The 15289-nt window shown below is 71.1% G+C and carries 17 protein-coding genes; 9 read left to right on the plus strand and 8 right to left on the minus strand.

Annotated elements, in window-relative coordinates; translation table 11 throughout:
• The first annotated feature begins 5 nt into the window (after positions 1 to 5).
• The 3 genes from ABZU99_RS31920 to ABZU99_RS31930 all read left to right on the plus strand — a co-directional run bounded on the left by ABZU99_RS31920 (position 6) and on the right by ABZU99_RS31930 (position 3042).
• Positions 6 to 1154: a hypothetical protein gene (locus ABZU99_RS31920; RefSeq protein ID WP_356048473.1), complete on the plus strand. Its 1149-nt coding sequence runs from the start codon at positions 6 to 8 to the stop codon at positions 1152 to 1154.
• 127 nt (positions 1155 to 1281) lie between these two features.
• Positions 1282 to 1692, plus strand: a complete 411-nt coding sequence (locus ABZU99_RS31925) for a DUF2000 domain-containing protein (protein ID WP_356048475.1) — start codon at positions 1282 to 1284, stop codon at positions 1690 to 1692.
• A 207-nt stretch (positions 1693 to 1899) separates the two neighbouring features.
• Positions 1900 to 3042 (plus strand): hypothetical protein, encoded by a 1143-nt coding sequence (locus ABZU99_RS31930; protein ID WP_356048477.1) that lies wholly within the window; start codon positions 1900 to 1902, stop codon positions 3040 to 3042.
• A gap of 266 nt (positions 3043 to 3308) precedes the next feature.
• Here ABZU99_RS31930 and ABZU99_RS31935 read toward each other — a convergent pair whose 3' ends face one another.
• Positions 3309 to 3497: a hypothetical protein gene (locus ABZU99_RS31935; RefSeq protein WP_356048479.1), complete on the minus strand. Its 189-nt coding sequence runs from the start codon at positions 3495 to 3497 to the stop codon at positions 3309 to 3311.
• A 144-nt stretch (positions 3498 to 3641) separates the two neighbouring features.
• Between ABZU99_RS31935 and ABZU99_RS31940 the strand changes: the two genes are divergently transcribed.
• Positions 3642 to 4850: a helix-turn-helix domain-containing protein gene (locus ABZU99_RS31940; RefSeq protein WP_356048481.1), complete on the plus strand. Its 1209-nt coding sequence runs from the start codon at positions 3642 to 3644 to the stop codon at positions 4848 to 4850.
• A gap of 53 nt (positions 4851 to 4903) precedes the next feature.
• Positions 4904 to 5230: an antibiotic biosynthesis monooxygenase gene (locus ABZU99_RS31945; RefSeq protein ID WP_356048483.1), complete on the plus strand. Its 327-nt coding sequence runs from the start codon at positions 4904 to 4906 to the stop codon at positions 5228 to 5230.
• 49 nt (positions 5231 to 5279) lie between these two features.
• On the opposite strand, the gene ABZU99_RS31950 is transcribed toward ABZU99_RS31945, so the two are convergent.
• Complete coding sequence (locus tag ABZU99_RS31950) at positions 5280 to 6020, minus strand: class I SAM-dependent methyltransferase (RefSeq protein WP_356048485.1); 741 nt, start codon at positions 6018 to 6020, stop codon at positions 5280 to 5282.
• Between the two features lie 148 nt (positions 6021 to 6168).
• Between ABZU99_RS31950 and ABZU99_RS31955 the strand changes: the two genes are divergently transcribed.
• Positions 6169 to 6366 carry a ferredoxin gene (locus ABZU99_RS31955; protein ID WP_355951396.1) on the plus strand — a complete coding sequence of 66 codons (198 nt, stop codon included), beginning with the start codon at positions 6169 to 6171 and terminating at the stop codon, positions 6364 to 6366.
• Positions 6367 to 6510: 144 nt separating this feature from the next.
• Here the strand turns inward: ABZU99_RS31955 and ABZU99_RS31960 are convergent, their stop codons facing one another.
• The 4 genes from ABZU99_RS31960 to ABZU99_RS31975 all read right to left on the minus strand — a co-directional run bounded on the left by ABZU99_RS31960 (position 6511) and on the right by ABZU99_RS31975 (position 9035).
• Positions 6511 to 7062 carry a GNAT family N-acetyltransferase gene (locus ABZU99_RS31960; RefSeq protein ID WP_355951489.1) on the minus strand — a complete coding sequence of 184 codons (552 nt, stop codon included), beginning with the start codon at positions 7060 to 7062 and terminating at the stop codon, positions 6511 to 6513.
• Between the two features lie 5 nt (positions 7063 to 7067).
• Positions 7068 to 7643, minus strand: a complete 576-nt coding sequence (locus ABZU99_RS31965; protein WP_355951399.1) for an XRE family transcriptional regulator — start codon at positions 7641 to 7643, stop codon at positions 7068 to 7070.
• Positions 7644 to 7788: 145 nt separating this feature from the next.
• A complete protein-coding gene (locus ABZU99_RS31970) occupies positions 7789 to 8313 on the minus strand; it encodes a hypothetical protein (protein WP_355951402.1) in 525 nt (174 codons plus the stop codon).
• Positions 8310 to 9035: a hypothetical protein gene (locus tag ABZU99_RS31975; RefSeq protein ID WP_355951405.1), complete on the minus strand. Its 726-nt coding sequence runs from the start codon at positions 9033 to 9035 to the stop codon at positions 8310 to 8312. The genes ABZU99_RS31970 and ABZU99_RS31975 overlap by 4 nt, the downstream gene beginning before the upstream one ends.
• Positions 9036 to 9157: 122 nt before the next feature.
• On the opposite strand from ABZU99_RS31975, the gene ABZU99_RS31980 reads away from it, so the two are divergent.
• Entirely contained in the window at positions 9158 to 9685 is a 528-nt protein-coding gene (locus tag ABZU99_RS31980) for a GNAT family N-acetyltransferase (RefSeq protein WP_355951408.1), read from the plus strand.
• Between the two features lie 62 nt (positions 9686 to 9747).
• Here ABZU99_RS31980 and ABZU99_RS31985 read toward each other — a convergent pair whose 3' ends face one another.
• Positions 9748 to 11850 carry an MFS transporter gene (locus tag ABZU99_RS31985; protein WP_356048488.1) on the minus strand — a complete coding sequence of 701 codons (2103 nt, stop codon included), beginning with the start codon at positions 11848 to 11850 and terminating at the stop codon, positions 9748 to 9750.
• Positions 11851 to 12047: 197 nt separating this feature from the next.
• Here ABZU99_RS31985 and ABZU99_RS31990 point away from each other — a divergent pair, with 197 nt between their 5' ends.
• Positions 12048 to 13163, plus strand: a complete 1116-nt coding sequence (locus ABZU99_RS31990) for a peptidoglycan-binding domain-containing protein (protein WP_356048490.1) — start codon at positions 12048 to 12050, stop codon at positions 13161 to 13163.
• A 157-nt stretch (positions 13164 to 13320) separates the two neighbouring features.
• Entirely contained in the window at positions 13321 to 13983 is a 663-nt protein-coding gene (locus tag ABZU99_RS31995; protein WP_356048492.1) for an HAD-IA family hydrolase, read from the plus strand.
• A 149-nt stretch (positions 13984 to 14132) separates the two neighbouring features.
• Here the strand turns inward: ABZU99_RS31995 and ABZU99_RS32000 are convergent, their stop codons facing one another.
• Entirely contained in the window at positions 14133 to 14714 is a 582-nt protein-coding gene (locus ABZU99_RS32000) for a TMEM165/GDT1 family protein (RefSeq protein ID WP_356048494.1), read from the minus strand.
• Between the last annotated feature and the right edge of the window lie 575 nt (positions 14715 to 15289).

Here is a 15289-nt window from a genome sequence, read left to right on the forward strand (position 1 = left end):
GAGCCGTGCGAATCACCAGAAGAGCGGGCGGCGGTATGGCCGCCCTCATTCTCGGCATGGCGCTGGCCGCCATCCCCACTCAGGCCCTCGCCGCCCCAGTCCCCTGCAACGTCCCCGCGCTCCAAGCGGCCATCGTCGCCGCCAACGGCAGCCCCAACGGCGGCACCATCGACCTCGCCCCGAACTGCGTCTACTCCGTCACCGACGCCGAGGCCATCGGTGACAACGCAATGCCCATCATCACCAACAACATCACCATCAACGGGTTCAACTCCACCATCCAACGAGACCCCGCCGCGGCCACGAACTTCCGCATCTTCCAAGTGGACGGTTCGACCGGCCGGCTCACCCTCAACCGCGTCACCGTACGCAACGGCCACTCCGTCGACGGCGGCGGGATCCGCGTCAACCCGGGCGGGACACTGATCCTGAACGCCGCCACCGACGTCAGGGAGAACGAGGCGGACGGCATTGGCGGCGGCATCCTCAACGACGGCACCGTCTTCCTCAACCCCGGCAGCAGGGTCACCGACAACGAGGCCGGGGCCGGGGGCGGAGGAATCATCAACCGCGCGGCCCTGACCGCCCGCTCCGCCACCGTGTCCGAGAACAGGGGGGCCTCCGGAGGGGGCATCTTCAACACCACGACCGGCACGTTGGATCTCAGAACGAGCACGGTCAGCCTCAACAGGGCCACAGTCGACAACGGCGGCGGGATCGTCAACGGCAACGAGGCGACACTCACCAGCACGGTCGTCTCCGGCAACACGGCCGTCAACCGCGCTGGCGGTTTCTTCAACTTCAGCTTCGCCAGCGCCACCATCAACTCCGGCAGAATCAGCGACAACGAGGCGGACAACCTCGGCGGCGGCCTCTACAACGCCGGGACGCTCAATGTGAACCAGACCACCGTCAGGGCCAACCACGTCACCGTCCCGGCCGCCACCTCCCATGGTGGCGGGCTGTACAACGAGACCGGCACCACCACCTTCACCAGCAGCAACGTCTACCAGAACACCGTGGCTCCCCCCGGCGACGGCGGCGGAATCTACGAAGAGCCCGGATCCACCGTGACCCTGGTCACCTCCTCCGTCTTCAGCAACACCCCCGACAACTGCCGGCCCCCCGGAGCCGTCCCCGGCTGCTCCGGCTGACGCACACCGGCCGCCGCCAGGCCCTGCCCCGTCCGGGCACCTCCGGGACGGGGCAGGGCACGAACGGCTGCACCTTCTCGCACCAGCGTTCAAGACGGCCGGCCAGGCGACGACGAGGGTGATGCCCATGCGCTTCGACACCAAGATCGCCGTCATCGTCCGTAGCGACCTCGCCGACTGGCAGAAGCTGAATGTGACGGCCTTTGTCTGCAGCGGTCTCGCCCACGCCACGGGCGAGATCGTCGGCAAGCCGTACGAGGACGCCTCGGGCAACACCTACCTGCCGATGTTCCGCGAGCCGGTCGTCGTCTACGCCGCCGACGCCCCCGCCCTCACCCGCACCCACACCCGCGCCCTCTCCCGTGGCCTGACCGCGGCCCTCTACACGGAGGATCTCTTCCGCACCGACAACGAGGACGACAACCGAGCGACGGTACGGGCCGTCGAGGCGCACGAACTGAACCTGGTGGGCCTCGCGGTGTACGGGCCGCGGAACGCGGTGGACAAGGTGACCAAGGGTCTGAAGCTGCACGGCTGAACAGCCAGGCCACGTGATGGCGTGAGCCGGAGCGGATTCACGTGATTAGGCATACATCACATTAACCACTTGTGCCTACCAATGCCCCGAATGGCACTTCGCGCGCCTTTTAACCTCCCCTTACGCCGGATTCAATCGGCTCAAGAGAAACAGATCGGACATGAAATTCCGGCCCGTTTCAGCCCCTTCGACCCAAGGAGCAGAGCCGTGCGCATCACCAGAAGGACGGGCGGCGGACTCGCCGCCCTCGTCCTCGGGCTGGCCCTGGCCACTGTCCCGACTCAGGCCCAGGCGGCCATCCCCTGCGACGTCGCCGCCCTCCAGGCGGCCATCGTCGCCGCCAACGGCACCGGCGGCACCATCGACCTGGCCCCCAACTGCACCTACTCGGTCACCGACGCCCAGGCCATCGGCGACAACGCGATGCCCGTCATCGTTAACGACATCACCCTGAAGGGAGCCAACTCCACCATCGAACGCGCGGCCACCGCGGTGACGCTCTTCCGCATCTTCGAGATCGACGGCCCGTCGGGCAAGCTCACCCTCAACAACGTCACGCTGCGCAACGGGCATGCCCCCGTCAACGGCGGGGGCGTCCTCGTCAACTCCGAGGGGACACTGACGCTCAACACCAACGCCGTCGTCAAGGAGAACGTGGCCACCGTCAACGGCGGCGGCATCCAGAACGACGACGGCCACGTCTTCCTCAACAGCGGAAGCAAGATCACCACCAACGAGGCCATCGGTGGCGGCGGCATCTTCTCCGAAGGGGAGGTAACCGCCCAGTCCACCAACGTGTCGGGCAACACCGCACTGGATTCCGGAGGTGGCATCCTCAACAACGTGAACGGTTTTCTCACCCTCCGCTCGAGCGTGGTCAGCGGCAACACCGCCACGACCGAGGAGGGCGGCGGTGTCTGGAACGGCGACCCCCGCACCACCTTCACCAACACGGTCATCTCCGGCAACACGGCCGGCAACAGCGGCGGCGGCCTCTCCAACCACGGCAGGGCCACCTTCACCTCGGGCAGAATCAGCGACAACAACGCGGCCAACAGGGGCGGTGGCGTTAACAACACGGCGCAGCTCAACCTGAACCTCACCGTCCTCATGGCCAATCACGTCACTGTCCCCGCCCTCACGTCACACGGCGGCGGGCTGTACAACGAGAGTTCCACCGCCACCCTCACCAGGTCCAACGTCTACCAGAACACCGTGGCTCCGCCCGGTGACGGCGGCGGAATCTACGAACAGCCCGGATCCACCGTGAACCTGGTGCAGTCCAGCGTCTTCAACAACAGCCCCGACAACTGCCGACCCCCCGGAGCCGTCCCCGGCTGCGTCGGCTGACCCATACCGCCCCCATCGGGCCCCGCGCTGTCCGGGCACCTCCCGGACGGCGCGGGGCACACTCCGCCGCCCGGCCCCCGCCCGCGCGAGGCTCCGCGGCGGTCACCTACGACGAGCTACGCATCTGAGGCACTGGCACGGCGGCCACACGGCCGATGCGAGCGGCGTCAGCGGCCTCACCGGATCAGCGGCCCTGACGACCCGGGTCGGCCCGTACGTCCGCCCGCCGTCCCGCGACACCCGCAGCGTCATCATGGGGCGCCCCCTCACGAGGAAACCTCACGGTGGTGCGGGCCCTGGTGATGCCGCTGAAGCTCAACCACACAGTCGGTCGCCCGGCTGTGGTCACCGGCACGCCGGGCCTCGGCCTGCTGCCGTAACAGCGCGGCGCAGACGTCACAGCCGCCGTGGGCCGGGGTGTTGGCGCGTGGGGTCGCCGGACTGGTGTCCGTCACGTTGTCGCTCCTGTGGACGAGGCCATGCCCCCGGACCGTTCGCCCCGGTCGCGGGGGTCTCTTTCCGTATCGCCCAACTTCGCCCGGCGGATGAGCCGCCGCATAGCGGCCCGCTGTCGGCCACCTGTCGGCCAGAATGGGGACATGACCAGCGATATCGGGGCCCACATCCGCCGTCTGCGCGAAGAGTTCGGCTGGAGTCAGGCACGTCTGGCACGCGAGACCTGCCGTGCGGCGGGGATCAGCGGAGACCCGATAGGGCGGCAGGAGATCAGCCGGTACGAAAACGGTAAGCGCACGCCACGCGAATGGCTTCCCTTTATCGCCGCCGCGTTAGGTGTCCCGCAGAACGCGCTGACGGCACCTCGGAGACCCAGTGAGCCACCGTTGCCGACGTTGGCTGATTATCTGCCCGCTCAAGACCCCCTGGCACCGCTGCATGCCGGCACAGGACGACGCATCGGCATGAGGACGGTGCGAGATCTGCAGCAGCGTGTGCACGCCTTGAGGCTCGCCGACGATGTGCTCGCAGGCGGCGATCTCATCCGCCCCGCGTTGAGGGAACTCCGCTCGGCTGTCCGCCTGTACCGAGAAGGCAGCCATGGCGGAGAAGTGGAGCGCGCTCTTCTCGTCCAGATCGGAGAACTCGCGCAGATCGCTGGATGGATCGCCGGCGACGCCGGACAGTACGGCGAATCGGAGCGCATTTACCGGCTGGGGTTGAGCGCGGCGCGACAGGCGGAGGACCCCACACTGGCGGGCAACCTCGCCGGATCGCTGGCGTACCAGTTCAGCAATACCGGGCGGGAAGCCGAGGGGGTGACGCTTGCTCGCGCTGCCCTCACCGGCGTCGAGAGCGACGCACCGCCGAAAGCCCGCGCGCTCTACCTTGACCGCCTGGCGTGGGCGCACACCAAGGCAGGAGACGCGCAACCGGCGATGCGGGCTCTCGCGGAAGCGTCCGAAGCGTTGGCGGGCGACCCGAGCGGGACGGAGCCACCGGCCTACCTGTACTGGGTGGACACGGGCGAACTCCGCGTCATGGAGTCCCGCGTCTACACCGAGCTTCACCGGCCCTTGCGCGCCGTCCCCCTGCTGCGGGACGTGCTCGGCTGCTACGACGCGACGCACACCCGGGAAATGGCCCTCTACCTCTCCTGGCTCGCTGTCGCTCTCGCTGACGCGAACGAGCCGGAGGAGGCGGCGGCCGTCGCGGAGCGCGTCATCACCATCGCCGCTGACGTCGCCTCGAGGCGTACCGCGAACCGTGTGCGCGTCGTACTGGACCGACTGGGAGAGTTCTCCGACGTTCCCCAAGTCGCCGCGCTGCTCGACGCGCACCGGGCCGCGTGAGGTGCGGCATGGCACCGACCGCCGGCCCCCACACCGTGCGGCAAGATGGAGCCATGAGCATCGTGAAGATCAATGCCCTGACCGTGCCCGAGGAGCAGCGCGAGGTGCTGGAGAAGCGCTTCGCCTCGCGCGCCGGATCCGTGGAGAACTCCGACGGTTTCGAGTGGTTCGAGCTGCTGCGCCCGGTCGAGGGGACCGACCAGTACCTCGTCTACACCCGCTGGCGCAGCGAGGAGGACTTCCAGGCGTGGATGGAGGGCCCCATGAAGGCGGCCCACCAGCGCGGCGGCGAGGACGCCCCGCAGCACAAGCCCGCCGCGTCGGGCTCCACCCTGTGGTCCTTCGAGGTCGTCCAGCAGGCCGCACCCAAGCAGGGCTGACCGGCCGCTGAAACGGCGGGGTGGGCGGCGGGATCACCCCCGCTCGCGGTCATGCGGCGGGTTTCTCCCAGACCGACACATGCCGGCCGCTCTCGTTCGTGAAGGGCTCCCGCGTCCACCCCTCCCACCGCTCACGCAGCCGCAGCCCGGCGAGCTGGGCCATCAGGTCGAGCTCCGACGGCCACACGTACCGAAACGGGATCGACCGGTACTCGCCCCGGCCGTCGACGACCTCGACGTAGTTCGAACTCATCGCCTGGGTGGCGATGTCGTAGGCGTCGAACGCCCACTTCGTCGGGGTCACATGGAACGGCACGATGTCCTGTCCGGCCGGGAGCTTTCTCAGCTCGGGAACCATCACCTCGATGACGAAGCACCCCCCGGGTTCCAAATGAGCCGCGGCATTGCGGAAGCAGGCCACCTGCGCCGCCTGCGTCGTCAGGTTCATGATCGTGTTGAAGACCAGATAGGCGACGGAGAACCTGCCGTCCACCGTCGTCGTCGCGAAGTCGCCGATCGTCACGCCGATCGCGTCGCCGCCCGGCTTGGCCCGCAGCCGGGCCACCATCGCCCGCGACAGATCGATGCCGTGGACCGGGACTGAGCGCCGAGCCAGCGGCAGCGCGATACGCCCCGTTCCGATGCCGAACTCAAGGGCGCGGCCGCCGCCGGCGAGCCCCGCCAGAAAGCCGACCGTGGCGTCGATGGCTCCCAGCTCGAACATGTCCCCTGACGACTCGTCGTACGTCGCGGCGACACGCTCTCCGAAGTAGCCGTCCTCGTCGTCCATGCCGGGACCGTACTGCGGCAACCCCACCGGGGCCCCCGAAATTCGGCGGGCCGAGCTGATTCGGCCACGCCCTATGCGCGCAGGCGCAGTTGAGTCACGGGGGCTACGATCTGCCCGTCACCTGGTAACGAGGGGAGCCTGAGTCACCATGCGCGTGGAAGTCGAAGCAGCCAAGTGTGTCGGGTCGGGCCAGTGTGTGATGTCCGCGCCCGAGGTGTTCGACCAGCGGGACGAGGACGGGACGGTCGTCCTGCTGAACGAGCGGCCCGGCGCCGACGTGCAGGGCGAGGTCCGTGATGCGGCGATGGGCTGCCCGGCGGCGGCCATCCGACTGGTGGAGGAGTGAAGCGAGAGGTCTCGCGGTGCGCCCCCGCTTCGGGTGGTGTCGCGGTCAGACCGCGTCGGGACCCCGCTCGCCCGGACCCGTACCAGCGGTGTTTCCCCCGTGTTTCAGGTGGCCCCGACGTTTCGGCTTCCTCACCCCGGCCGATCACCCTCGGTACGGGAGCCGCTTGTAGAAGAAGCTGCAGTCCTCGAGCGAGCCGTCCGGGTCGGTGGCGTAGTCGGGGACGATGCCGTAGCGGGTCCAGCCGTCGGCGAAGTACACGTACTCGGCGGGGCTGGCGGTGCGGGTGTCCAAGAGCAGCAGGGTGACGCCGGCGGCGATGGCGGCCGCTTGGGCGGTGGCCAGCAGGGCGCGGGCGATGCCCTGGCCTCGGGCCGCACGGTGGACGATCAGCTTCAGGATCTCGGCGCGGTGCCGCCCGTTGGCCTTGGGGGACAGGGCCAGGCTGACGGTGCCGCTGATGCCGCCGGGGAGTTCGGGGTCGCGGCAGACCCAGACCGTCAGGCTGCCGTCGGCGACGGCGGGGGCCGCGTCCTGCCACCAGGACACGGCGGCGGCGTGGTCGAAGGGGGCCAGAAAGCCCAGGGAAGCGCCGTCGTCCACGGCGTCGGCCAGGACCTCGGCGAGGCCCTTGACGCTGTGGTGGTAGTCGTCGGCGGTCAGGCGGTCGATGGCGGGTATGCGGGTCGCGGGTATACGGGTCAAGGCAGGACCACCATCACCGCATAGCGCACCGGCTCCGGGCCCAGGCAGCGGAACCTCGAACTCCCCCACAGCCGGTAGCGCAGACAGTCCCCCGCCGCGATCTCGTGCGCATGGCCGTCGGCGGTGATCTCCACCGTCCCGTCCAGGACCCAGATGTGGTGCTCCAGGCCCGGTACCGGCGGTCCGTCGTAGGCGATGTCCGCCCCCGGACGCAGGGTGGACTCGATGATCTCGCCGCGCAGCCCCGGGTGCGGTGGGGAGACCGAGCGGCGTTCGAAGCCGGACGCCTCGTCACGCCACACCGTCTGCGCCTTGGCGCGCACCACCTGCGGCGGCTCGGACTCCACCTCGGCCAGCAGCCGCGACATCGTGCGCTCGTAAACCGCGCACAACTTGCCCAGCAGGGCGGCGGTCGGGCTGATCTCCCCGCGCTCCAGGCGCGAGAGCGTCGAGCGGCTGATCCCCGCCCGCCGTGCCAGCTCGTCCAGCGCCCAGCCCCGCTCCACCCGCAGCTCGGCCAACCGCCCGGCCAGCCGGGCTCCCAGGACCTCGCCCTCTTCAGCGTCTCTCACATATGGGAGTTTATCTCGAATGCGAGATGGCGGCTACTGCCGCTTCTCCCCCTGACCGGGAGGACCGCCGCGACCGCGAAGGGCCGCCGCCCGGAGGGGAGTCCGGGCGGCGGCCAGGGGGGAGGAGGCGGCAGGGTCGGCGGGGTCAGATGCTGAGCAGGCGCTCCAGCACATTGCGATAGCCACGCATGGCCAGCCGCAGCTCCTCGGTCTCCGAGGCGGCCGTGGCGTCGTCGTGCCATGCGGCCCGCAGGGTGCGACGGCGCTCGGAGAGGAGGTCGGTGAGCCGGGTGGTGATCTCATCGAGGATGATGTCGGCCTCCTCGACCGAGCCGCGGGGGGAGTCCACGAAGCCGCTGACCGCGTGGCGCAGACGCTGGGTCAGTTTGTCGTGCTCGCTCGTCGGCAGGACGGGGAAGCTGGGGCCGTCCGGGGTCCTCGTCCGCTCCCGCTGCTCCGTCGACTCCGCGGGACCCGACAGCTCCGATGACCGCGTGGCGGGTATCGCGTCCGGCATGGGCGGCACCTCGTGCTTCTCCAGACCGTGGCGGCGGTGGCCGTTCCGGTCCGGTCCCGGTGCGTCCTCCGGGCGCCCCGGGCCGCGTGCGTCGAAGGGATCGGTGGGGAGGATCGGGTCAGTGCGGTCGCTGCGCTCGGCCGGGTCCGTCACCAGGCACCGCCCTTCCGGGCGTGGCCCGTTCGCAGCGCCCACCGCTGACGCCTGCCGTGGGGCCTGCCGTCGTTGGGCGTGCCGTCGTGGTGCGGGGCGGCATGGTGCGTGGCGGCATGGTGCGTGGCGGCATGAGGAGTGGTGTCGGTGGCCTCATGACGGCCGGTGGCCCCGTGGTGCGGGGGCTTGACCAGGTCCTCGAAGAAGGGCCGGGCATGCACGACGGCCTCGCGCAGCTCCTCGGTGTCCGCCCGGCCCTCGCGGGCACGCGCGGCCATGTCATGGAGCCGGCGGTAGCCCTGCAGACAGTCGGCGTGGTGCACGGACAGCGCCGCGACCTGTTCCTCGTAGTGGCCGGACGGATAGCCGCGGTCGCGGGCGAGCCGGGCCAGCAGCTGATCGGCGGCGGCCACCGCGCGCTCCGGGGACTCGATGAAGTCCTCCTGCACACCGGCCCACTCCGCCACATACCGCTCGCGCAGCTCACCGGAGAGGGGTTCCGCCCTCAGCTCCCCATAGCGCGTGAGCCGTTCGTCCAGCTCCCGCTGCGCCGCTTGGGTGTCGCCCGCGTGCTGAGCGACGGTCAGCTCGTACTCCGGCCCGAAGCGGCGTCGCAGCACACGCTCTCTGCGGCTGGCACCCCCACGTGCGAGACGGATGGCGAACGCGATCGCGAGCACGACCGCGACCACAACCACGATGCTGATGGCGACAGTTGACATGGTCTGCTTCTGCCTTCCCGCGGATTTCCCCCTCCGGATCGGGGGCTCTTCATACCGGGTAGCCCGGTCTCCGGTCCTCAAACGAGGTGCGGTGCGGGAGGGCGGGTGTCAGGATGCCGGGCATGAGCTGTCAGCCCACCCCCACGATCGCTTCCTGGACGGTGGCCGCACACCCCGTCGATGACCCTGTCTCGGCGACGCTGCTGCGCGAGTACCTCGTGGACGTGGCCGACCGCTACTACCGGCTCCACGAGGGGCGGGACTCGACCGCCGAGGAGATCGAGCAGGCGCTGGCGGAGATGCCCAGTGATGACCTCGCCCCGCCGCAGGGGGTCTTCCTGCTGGCCCACCACGCGGACGAGCTCGCCGGATGCGCCGGGCTACGGCTGCTGGACGAGCGTACGGCGGAGCTCAAGCGGGTCTTCGTACGCCCCGCCAAGCGCGGACTCGGCGGGGGCGGCGTACTGCTCGCGGCCGCCGAGGCGGCGGCGGGCGGACTGGGCGCCGCGCGGATCGCGCTGGACACCCGGCTCGACCTGGTCGAGGCCCGGGCGCTCTACGCCCGCCACGGCTACCGGGAGGTCGCGCCGTTCACCGGGGGGCCGTACGCCGAGGTCTGGATGGCCAAGGAGCTGGACCGGTACCACTGACACAACCGGGCCCGGTTCACGGCGCATGCGGCGCGGGCCCGGTGTCCCGCGGCGCACCGGGTTCACGGCGCATGCGGCGCGGGCCCGGTGTCCCGCGGCGGCCGCGGGGCCCTGGGCTGCTCCGCGTCCGAGCCGCACATCTCCTGCGACAGCTCGTCCACCAGCTCTATCAAATCCCTCGGGCGCTCCGGTGACCACCAGTCGCCCAGCAGCTCCGCCAGCGACGCCTCGCGCGCCCGGTAGAGGCGGGCCACCGCCTCCCGGCCGTCGGCGGTCAGCGTCAGGCCCAGGCCGTACCGCACGCCCAGCCCGCGCTCCTCGACCTGGCGCGCCGCCTCCGTGATGGCCCGCAGCGGTACGGGGGTGCGCTCGGCGAGGAGGGCGGGTTGGACCGAGCCTTTGTGGGCGATGCGCAGCAGCATCCAGCTCGCGGCCGGTTTGAGGTCGAGCCCGGCCCGCTGGGTGATGTCCTCGTAGATCTGCCGCCGCCCCTCCCGGCTGCCCAGCAGCGACAGCGCCCGCACGCATTCGTCGTGCGAGGAGCGCTCGACCGGGTTGGAGGCCAGTATCTCGCTGCCCTCGGGCGCGGTGACGCTGCCGCGCAGCGGCTCCTCCCGGAGGTACCAGGCCAGGACGAAGGCGACGAGGACGACCGGTACCGCGTACAGGAACACATCGGTGATGGAGACGGCGAAGGCGTGCAGCACCCCGGCCCGTGGCCCCGGCGGCAGCCGGCCGATGGTCCGCGGATCGGCGGCCAGCCCCTCGGGCGTGATACCGGGCGGCAGCCGCCGTCCGGCGAGGGCGTCCGCGATGTGGGGGCGGAGGTTGTTGACGAAGATGGTGCCGAAGACGGAGACGCCGAACGACGCGCCGATCGAGCGGAAGAACGTCGCGCCGGAGGTGACGACGCCCAGGTCCTGGTAGCTGACGGAGTTCTGCACGATCAGCACCAGCACCTGGATGACCAGGCCGAGCCCGCCGCCGAAGACGAAGAAGTACGCGCTCATCTCGACCACCCCGCTGGACTCCCGCAGCTGGTGCAGGAGCAGCAGCCCGACGGCGGTCACGGCGGTGCCCAGGATCGGGAAGACCTTGTAGCGGCCGGTTCGGCTGACCAGGTGCCCGGAGAGGGTGGAGGTGAACAGCATGCCGAGGACCATCGGCAGCATATGGACGCCGGACATGGTCGGCGAGACGCCTTGGACGACCTGGAGGAAGGTCGGCAGATAGACCATGCTGCCGAACATCGCGAAGCCGACGATGAAGCCTATGACCGCGCAGAGCGTGAAGGTGCGGCTGCGGAACAGCTTCAGCGGCAGCACCGGCTCCGCGGCCCGCCGCTCCACCCGTACGAACGCCACCAGCAGCACCGCGCCGAGCACGGCGAGCCCGACGATCTGCCAGGAGCCCCATCCGTAGGTGACGCCGCCGAGCGAGGCCATCAGCACCAGGGCGGCGGCGACGGCGGCGATCAGGAAAGTGCCCAGGTAGTCGATGCGGTGCGGGGTCCGGCTCACCGGGATGTGCAGCACCGACGCGATGACGAGCAGCGCGACGATGCCGACGGGGAGGTTGATGTAGAAGACCCAGCGCCAGCTGAGACGGTCGACGAACACCCCGCCGAGCAGCGGTCCGAGCACGCTGGTGGCGCTGAAGACGGCGCCGAAGAGACCCTGGTAGCGGCCGCGTTCGCGGGGCGGGACGATATCGCCCACGATGGCCATCGACAGCACGATCAGCCCGCCACCGCCCAGCCCCTGCAGCCCGCGGAAGGCGATCAGCTGGCCCATGTCCTGGGCGAGCCCGCACAGCGCGGAGCCGACCAGGAAGATGACGATCGCGGCCTGGAAGAGCCTTTTGCGCCCGTACTGGTCGCCGAGCTTGCCCCACAGCGGGGTGGCGGCGGTCGAGGCGAGGAGATACGCGGTGACGACCCACGACAGATGGTCCAGCCCGCCCAGATCGCTGACGATGGTCGGCAGCGCGGTGGAGACGATCGTCTGATCGAGCGCGGCGAGCAGCATGCCGAGCAGCAGCGCGCCGATGGCCACCAGGACCGTACGCCGCGACCGGCCTTCTCCGGGGCCGGCTGCCGGGGTGTCCGGGGTCCCGGGATCCGGGACTCCTGGAGCCGGAGCCGGGCGGCCGGCGTCCTGCGCCATGGTGACTCCTCGGCTGATCTGGTGTGGCGGATGCCCGCGCACCTCGGGGCTCGGATACTCCTCACCCTCATCCTCGCCCCATCCGGACCTTTATGCCCTGTTACAGACCGCCGAGCCGGGTCAGGCGGCGGGCGAACACATGCGCGGAAGGCGTTCGGGTGCGCATAATCGCTGCGACTCCAGGGAGGGAAAGTTCCGTGACGGCAGAGTCCTGCCCGCATTGCCTCGCACCGGCCCGCGCCAATGGCCGCCCCGGCTGCGAGTGCGCCGCACGCGCCGCTGCCGCCGCCTCGGCGGCGGCAGACACCGATGACCGGATGCATACGCGCCCCTATGTGACGCTCTTGGAGGAGAGCGCGACCGGCCCCGATCCGCAGGATGTGCGGATGTTCGCGGACGCCGACGAGACGCAGGTGATCGACCCCGTCGACCCCGGCGACTCCGTCGACCCCGGCGACTCCGTCGACCCCGGCGACCCCGGCGAGCCCGGCGACCCCGGCGAGCCCGGCGACCCCGGCGACCCCGGCGAGGAGAGCGGCGAGAAGGGAAGAGACGAGAAGGGAAGAGACGACAGACCCGGCGGCGGGGACGGCACGCCCCCGGCAGACGCCGCGGACGACAGCGACGGCGCGGACGACGAAGCCGAGGCCGCGGACGCGTCCGGCCCCGCCCGCCACCGCAAGAGCAAGCGCAAGGCCATCGCGATCGTGGCCGCGGGCGCCGCCGCCGTGGCCGTCGCCGGATCGCTGGCCCTCGGCACCGGCCTGCTGGGCGGCGCGGACCGCAAGGACGACGCCGGCGAGAAGAGCGACCGTACGCTCTCCGCCACCCGGACCAGCGCCCCGGCCACCGACGACACGGCGGCCGGGGACGCCGCGGCACCCGGCGGCCCCGCCCCGAGCGCGACGCCCGGCACCACCGCCTCCGGTGCCGCCGAGCCGGGCGGGGCGCGCCCGAGCGGCAGCGCCTCGCCGACCGTCGTGCGCGCCTCCGCGTCGGCGTCCGCGGCCCACCCGGCCACCGAGCCGAAGCCGACCGAGGCGACCGGCTCGCCCTCCAGCACACCCGCGAGCCCCGAGCCCACCGGCCCGCCGGTGCTGCGCGAGGGCGACAGCGGGGCCGAGGTCGCCGAGCTGCAGAAGCGGCTGACGCAGTTGCTGATGTATCTCGGGGCGGCGGACGGGGAGTACGACAGCGGGGTGAAGGACGCGGTCTCCACCTATCAGAAGCGGTACGACCTGAAGGGCGATCCGGACGGCGTCTACGGCGGGAACACCCGCCGTGACCTGGAGTCCCGGACCGATGAGCCGTAGCGGCGCCGAGCCGCGCGGCAATTGGCGCCCCCAACCCACTGGCGTACGGCCGGGCTGCTTTGTATCGTGAAGGAACAAAGTGGTTCCGCCCGCATTCCCTGACCGGCGGGCGGAGCCGCTTGTCTCTTCCCGCGCCTGGAGTGTTTGGAGTACGCCCATGCCGGCCACCGCCCCGCTCACCGCCCGCGCACTGCTCCTCGACATGGACGGCACCCTGGTCAACTCCGACGCCGTCGTCGAGCGCTGCTGGCGGCGGTGGGCCGCCGAGCAGGGGCTGGACGGGGACAGCGTGCTGAAGGTCGTCCACGGACGGCAGGGCCACGCGACCATGGCGCTGCTGCTCCCCGACCGTCCCGTCGAGCAGAACCTGGCCGACAACGAGCGGATGCTGCGGTGGGAGACCGCGGATCTCGACGGCGTCGTACCGGTGCCCGGCGCGCCCGCCTTCATGGCCTCGCTGGCCGTTCTCCCGCACGCCCTGGTGACCTCCGCCGACAAGGGTCTCGCCCTCGCCCGGATGGGCGAGGGCGCGCTGCCGCTGCCGGAGGTGCGGATCACGGCGGAGTGCGTCGGCGCGAGCAAGCCGGACCCCGAGGGCTTCCTGAAGGGCGCGGCCGAGCTGGGCTTCGCACCGAGCGACTGCGTCGTCTTCGAGGACTCGGAGGCCGGCATCGCGGCGGGCCGTGCGGCCGGGATGCGGGTGGTCGGGGTCGGACCGCGGGCCGCGGCCCTGGCCCCGGATGTCCACGTGCGGGATCTGGAGCAGGTGCGGGTCGAGGCGCTGTCCGACGGCAGCCTGCGGCTGCACTTCTCGGACTGAGCGCCTCGACGCGACTGAGCGCCTCGACGCTACTGAGTGCCTCGACGCGACTGAGCGCCTCGAGCTGAGCGCCTCGACGCTACTGAGCGCCTCGACTCAGCGGCGGGGCCGACCGGCCGGCCTGCCCTCCCCCGCCCCCCTCGCGGGCCTCAGCCCGCCACGGCCTCGTACAGGCTGAAGCCGCCCAGCGCCAGCATCACCGCCGCCGCGACCTTGGTGATCAGTCGCAGCGGTACGTACCTCATCAGGGTGCGGCCGCCCAGGATGCCGAGCGCCGCGACCGACCACAGGGCCAGCGCCGCGCCCACGCCGACCGACAGCGGGTCGTCGTAGCGGGCGGCGAGGTTGGCCGTCATGATCTGGGTGAGATCGCCGAACTCGGCGACCAGGATCAGCGTGAAGCCCGCTCCGGAGACCTTCCAGAAGCTCTGGTCCGCGGGCTTGCGGATCTCTTCCTCGTGGTCGTCCTTCTTGAAGAGCAGCATCGCCGCTCCCCCGAGGAAGAGCGCCCCCACGATCGCCTGCAGCAGCCGGTGCGGCAGCAGGCCGAGCGCGCTGCCCGCCGCGATGGCGATGCCGACGTGGATGGCGAAGGCGGCGGCCACGCCGACGAAGACGTACGAGGCGCGGTAGCGGGTGCCGAGCATCAGCCCGGCGAGGGCGGTCTTGTCGGGCAGTTCGGCGAGGAAGACGACGCCGAAGACCACGGCGGCGACGGTGATGCTGAACACAGGCTGGTTACCTCGTTGGATAGGGCCGCGCCGAGGGGCCCCGGGGGAGGGATCGCTTCGGCACGGCAGCGTCGGACACTGCGGCCGAAGGTCTCGCTGGCGTACGACGCCCGCCGTGCGCGGCGGCGCTCCCGTACGCTCCGGGCGCCGGCCCACCCCTCAAGGGGCGGGCAGTATGTCGACGGTCCGGCGAGGAGCTACTCCCCTTCTGCTGCGGACAAGGATACGGGAAGCCTTCGGTGCGGCCGGCCGCGGGCGACCAGCCCCAGCGCCACCGCGACCAGCCCCACAGTGCGGGTCCCGTCGAGCCTGGGATGCCGGTAATGGGGATCAGCGCGATCCGCTTGAGCGGTGCGAGCCCGGTCGGCGGCACCACCACGGCCACCGGCACCACCCCCGCGTCGATGGGCGGCGCGGCCCGGCCGCGCGCCCCCGCCACGGCGATACGGGAAGCCTTCGGCGCGGCCGGCCGCGGGCAACCAGCCCCAGCGCCACCGCGACCAGCCCCACAGAGCGGGTCCCGTCGAGCCTGGCATGCCGGTAATGGGGATCAGCGCGATCCGCTTGAGCGGTGC

Origin of the sequence: Streptomyces sp. NPDC005266, assembly GCF_040607655.1 — a bacterium.
Classification (GTDB): Bacteria; Actinomycetota; Actinomycetes; order Streptomycetales; family Streptomycetaceae; genus Streptomyces.

Excerpts from the sequence above, each read along its gene's own strand:
- ABZU99_RS31945 (WP_356048483.1), top strand. The coding sequence starts at position 4,904 with ATGAGCATCGTGAAGATCAATGCCCTGACCGTGCCCGAGGAGCAGCGC.
- ABZU99_RS31955 (WP_355951396.1), top strand. The coding sequence starts at position 6,169 with ATGCGCGTGGAAGTCGAAGCAGCCAAGTGTGTCGGGTCGGGCCAGTGT.
- ABZU99_RS31950 (WP_356048485.1), bottom strand. The coding sequence starts at position 6,020 with ATGGACGACGAGGACGGCTACTTCGGAGAGCGTGTCGCCGCGACGTAC.
- ABZU99_RS31995 (WP_356048492.1), top strand. The coding sequence starts at position 13,321 with ATGCCGGCCACCGCCCCGCTCACCGCCCGCGCACTGCTCCTCGACATG.
- ABZU99_RS31985 (WP_356048488.1), bottom strand. The coding sequence starts at position 11,850 with ATGGCGCAGGACGCCGGCCGCCCGGCTCCGGCTCCAGGAGTCCCGGAT.
- ABZU99_RS31940 (WP_356048481.1), top strand. The coding sequence starts at position 3,642 with ATGACCAGCGATATCGGGGCCCACATCCGCCGTCTGCGCGAAGAGTTC.
- ABZU99_RS31980 (WP_355951408.1), top strand. The coding sequence starts at position 9,158 with ATGAGCTGTCAGCCCACCCCCACGATCGCTTCCTGGACGGTGGCCGCA.
- ABZU99_RS31925 (WP_356048475.1), top strand. The coding sequence starts at position 1,282 with ATGCGCTTCGACACCAAGATCGCCGTCATCGTCCGTAGCGACCTCGCC.
- ABZU99_RS31975 (WP_355951405.1), bottom strand. The coding sequence starts at position 9,035 with ATGTCAACTGTCGCCATCAGCATCGTGGTTGTGGTCGCGGTCGTGCTC.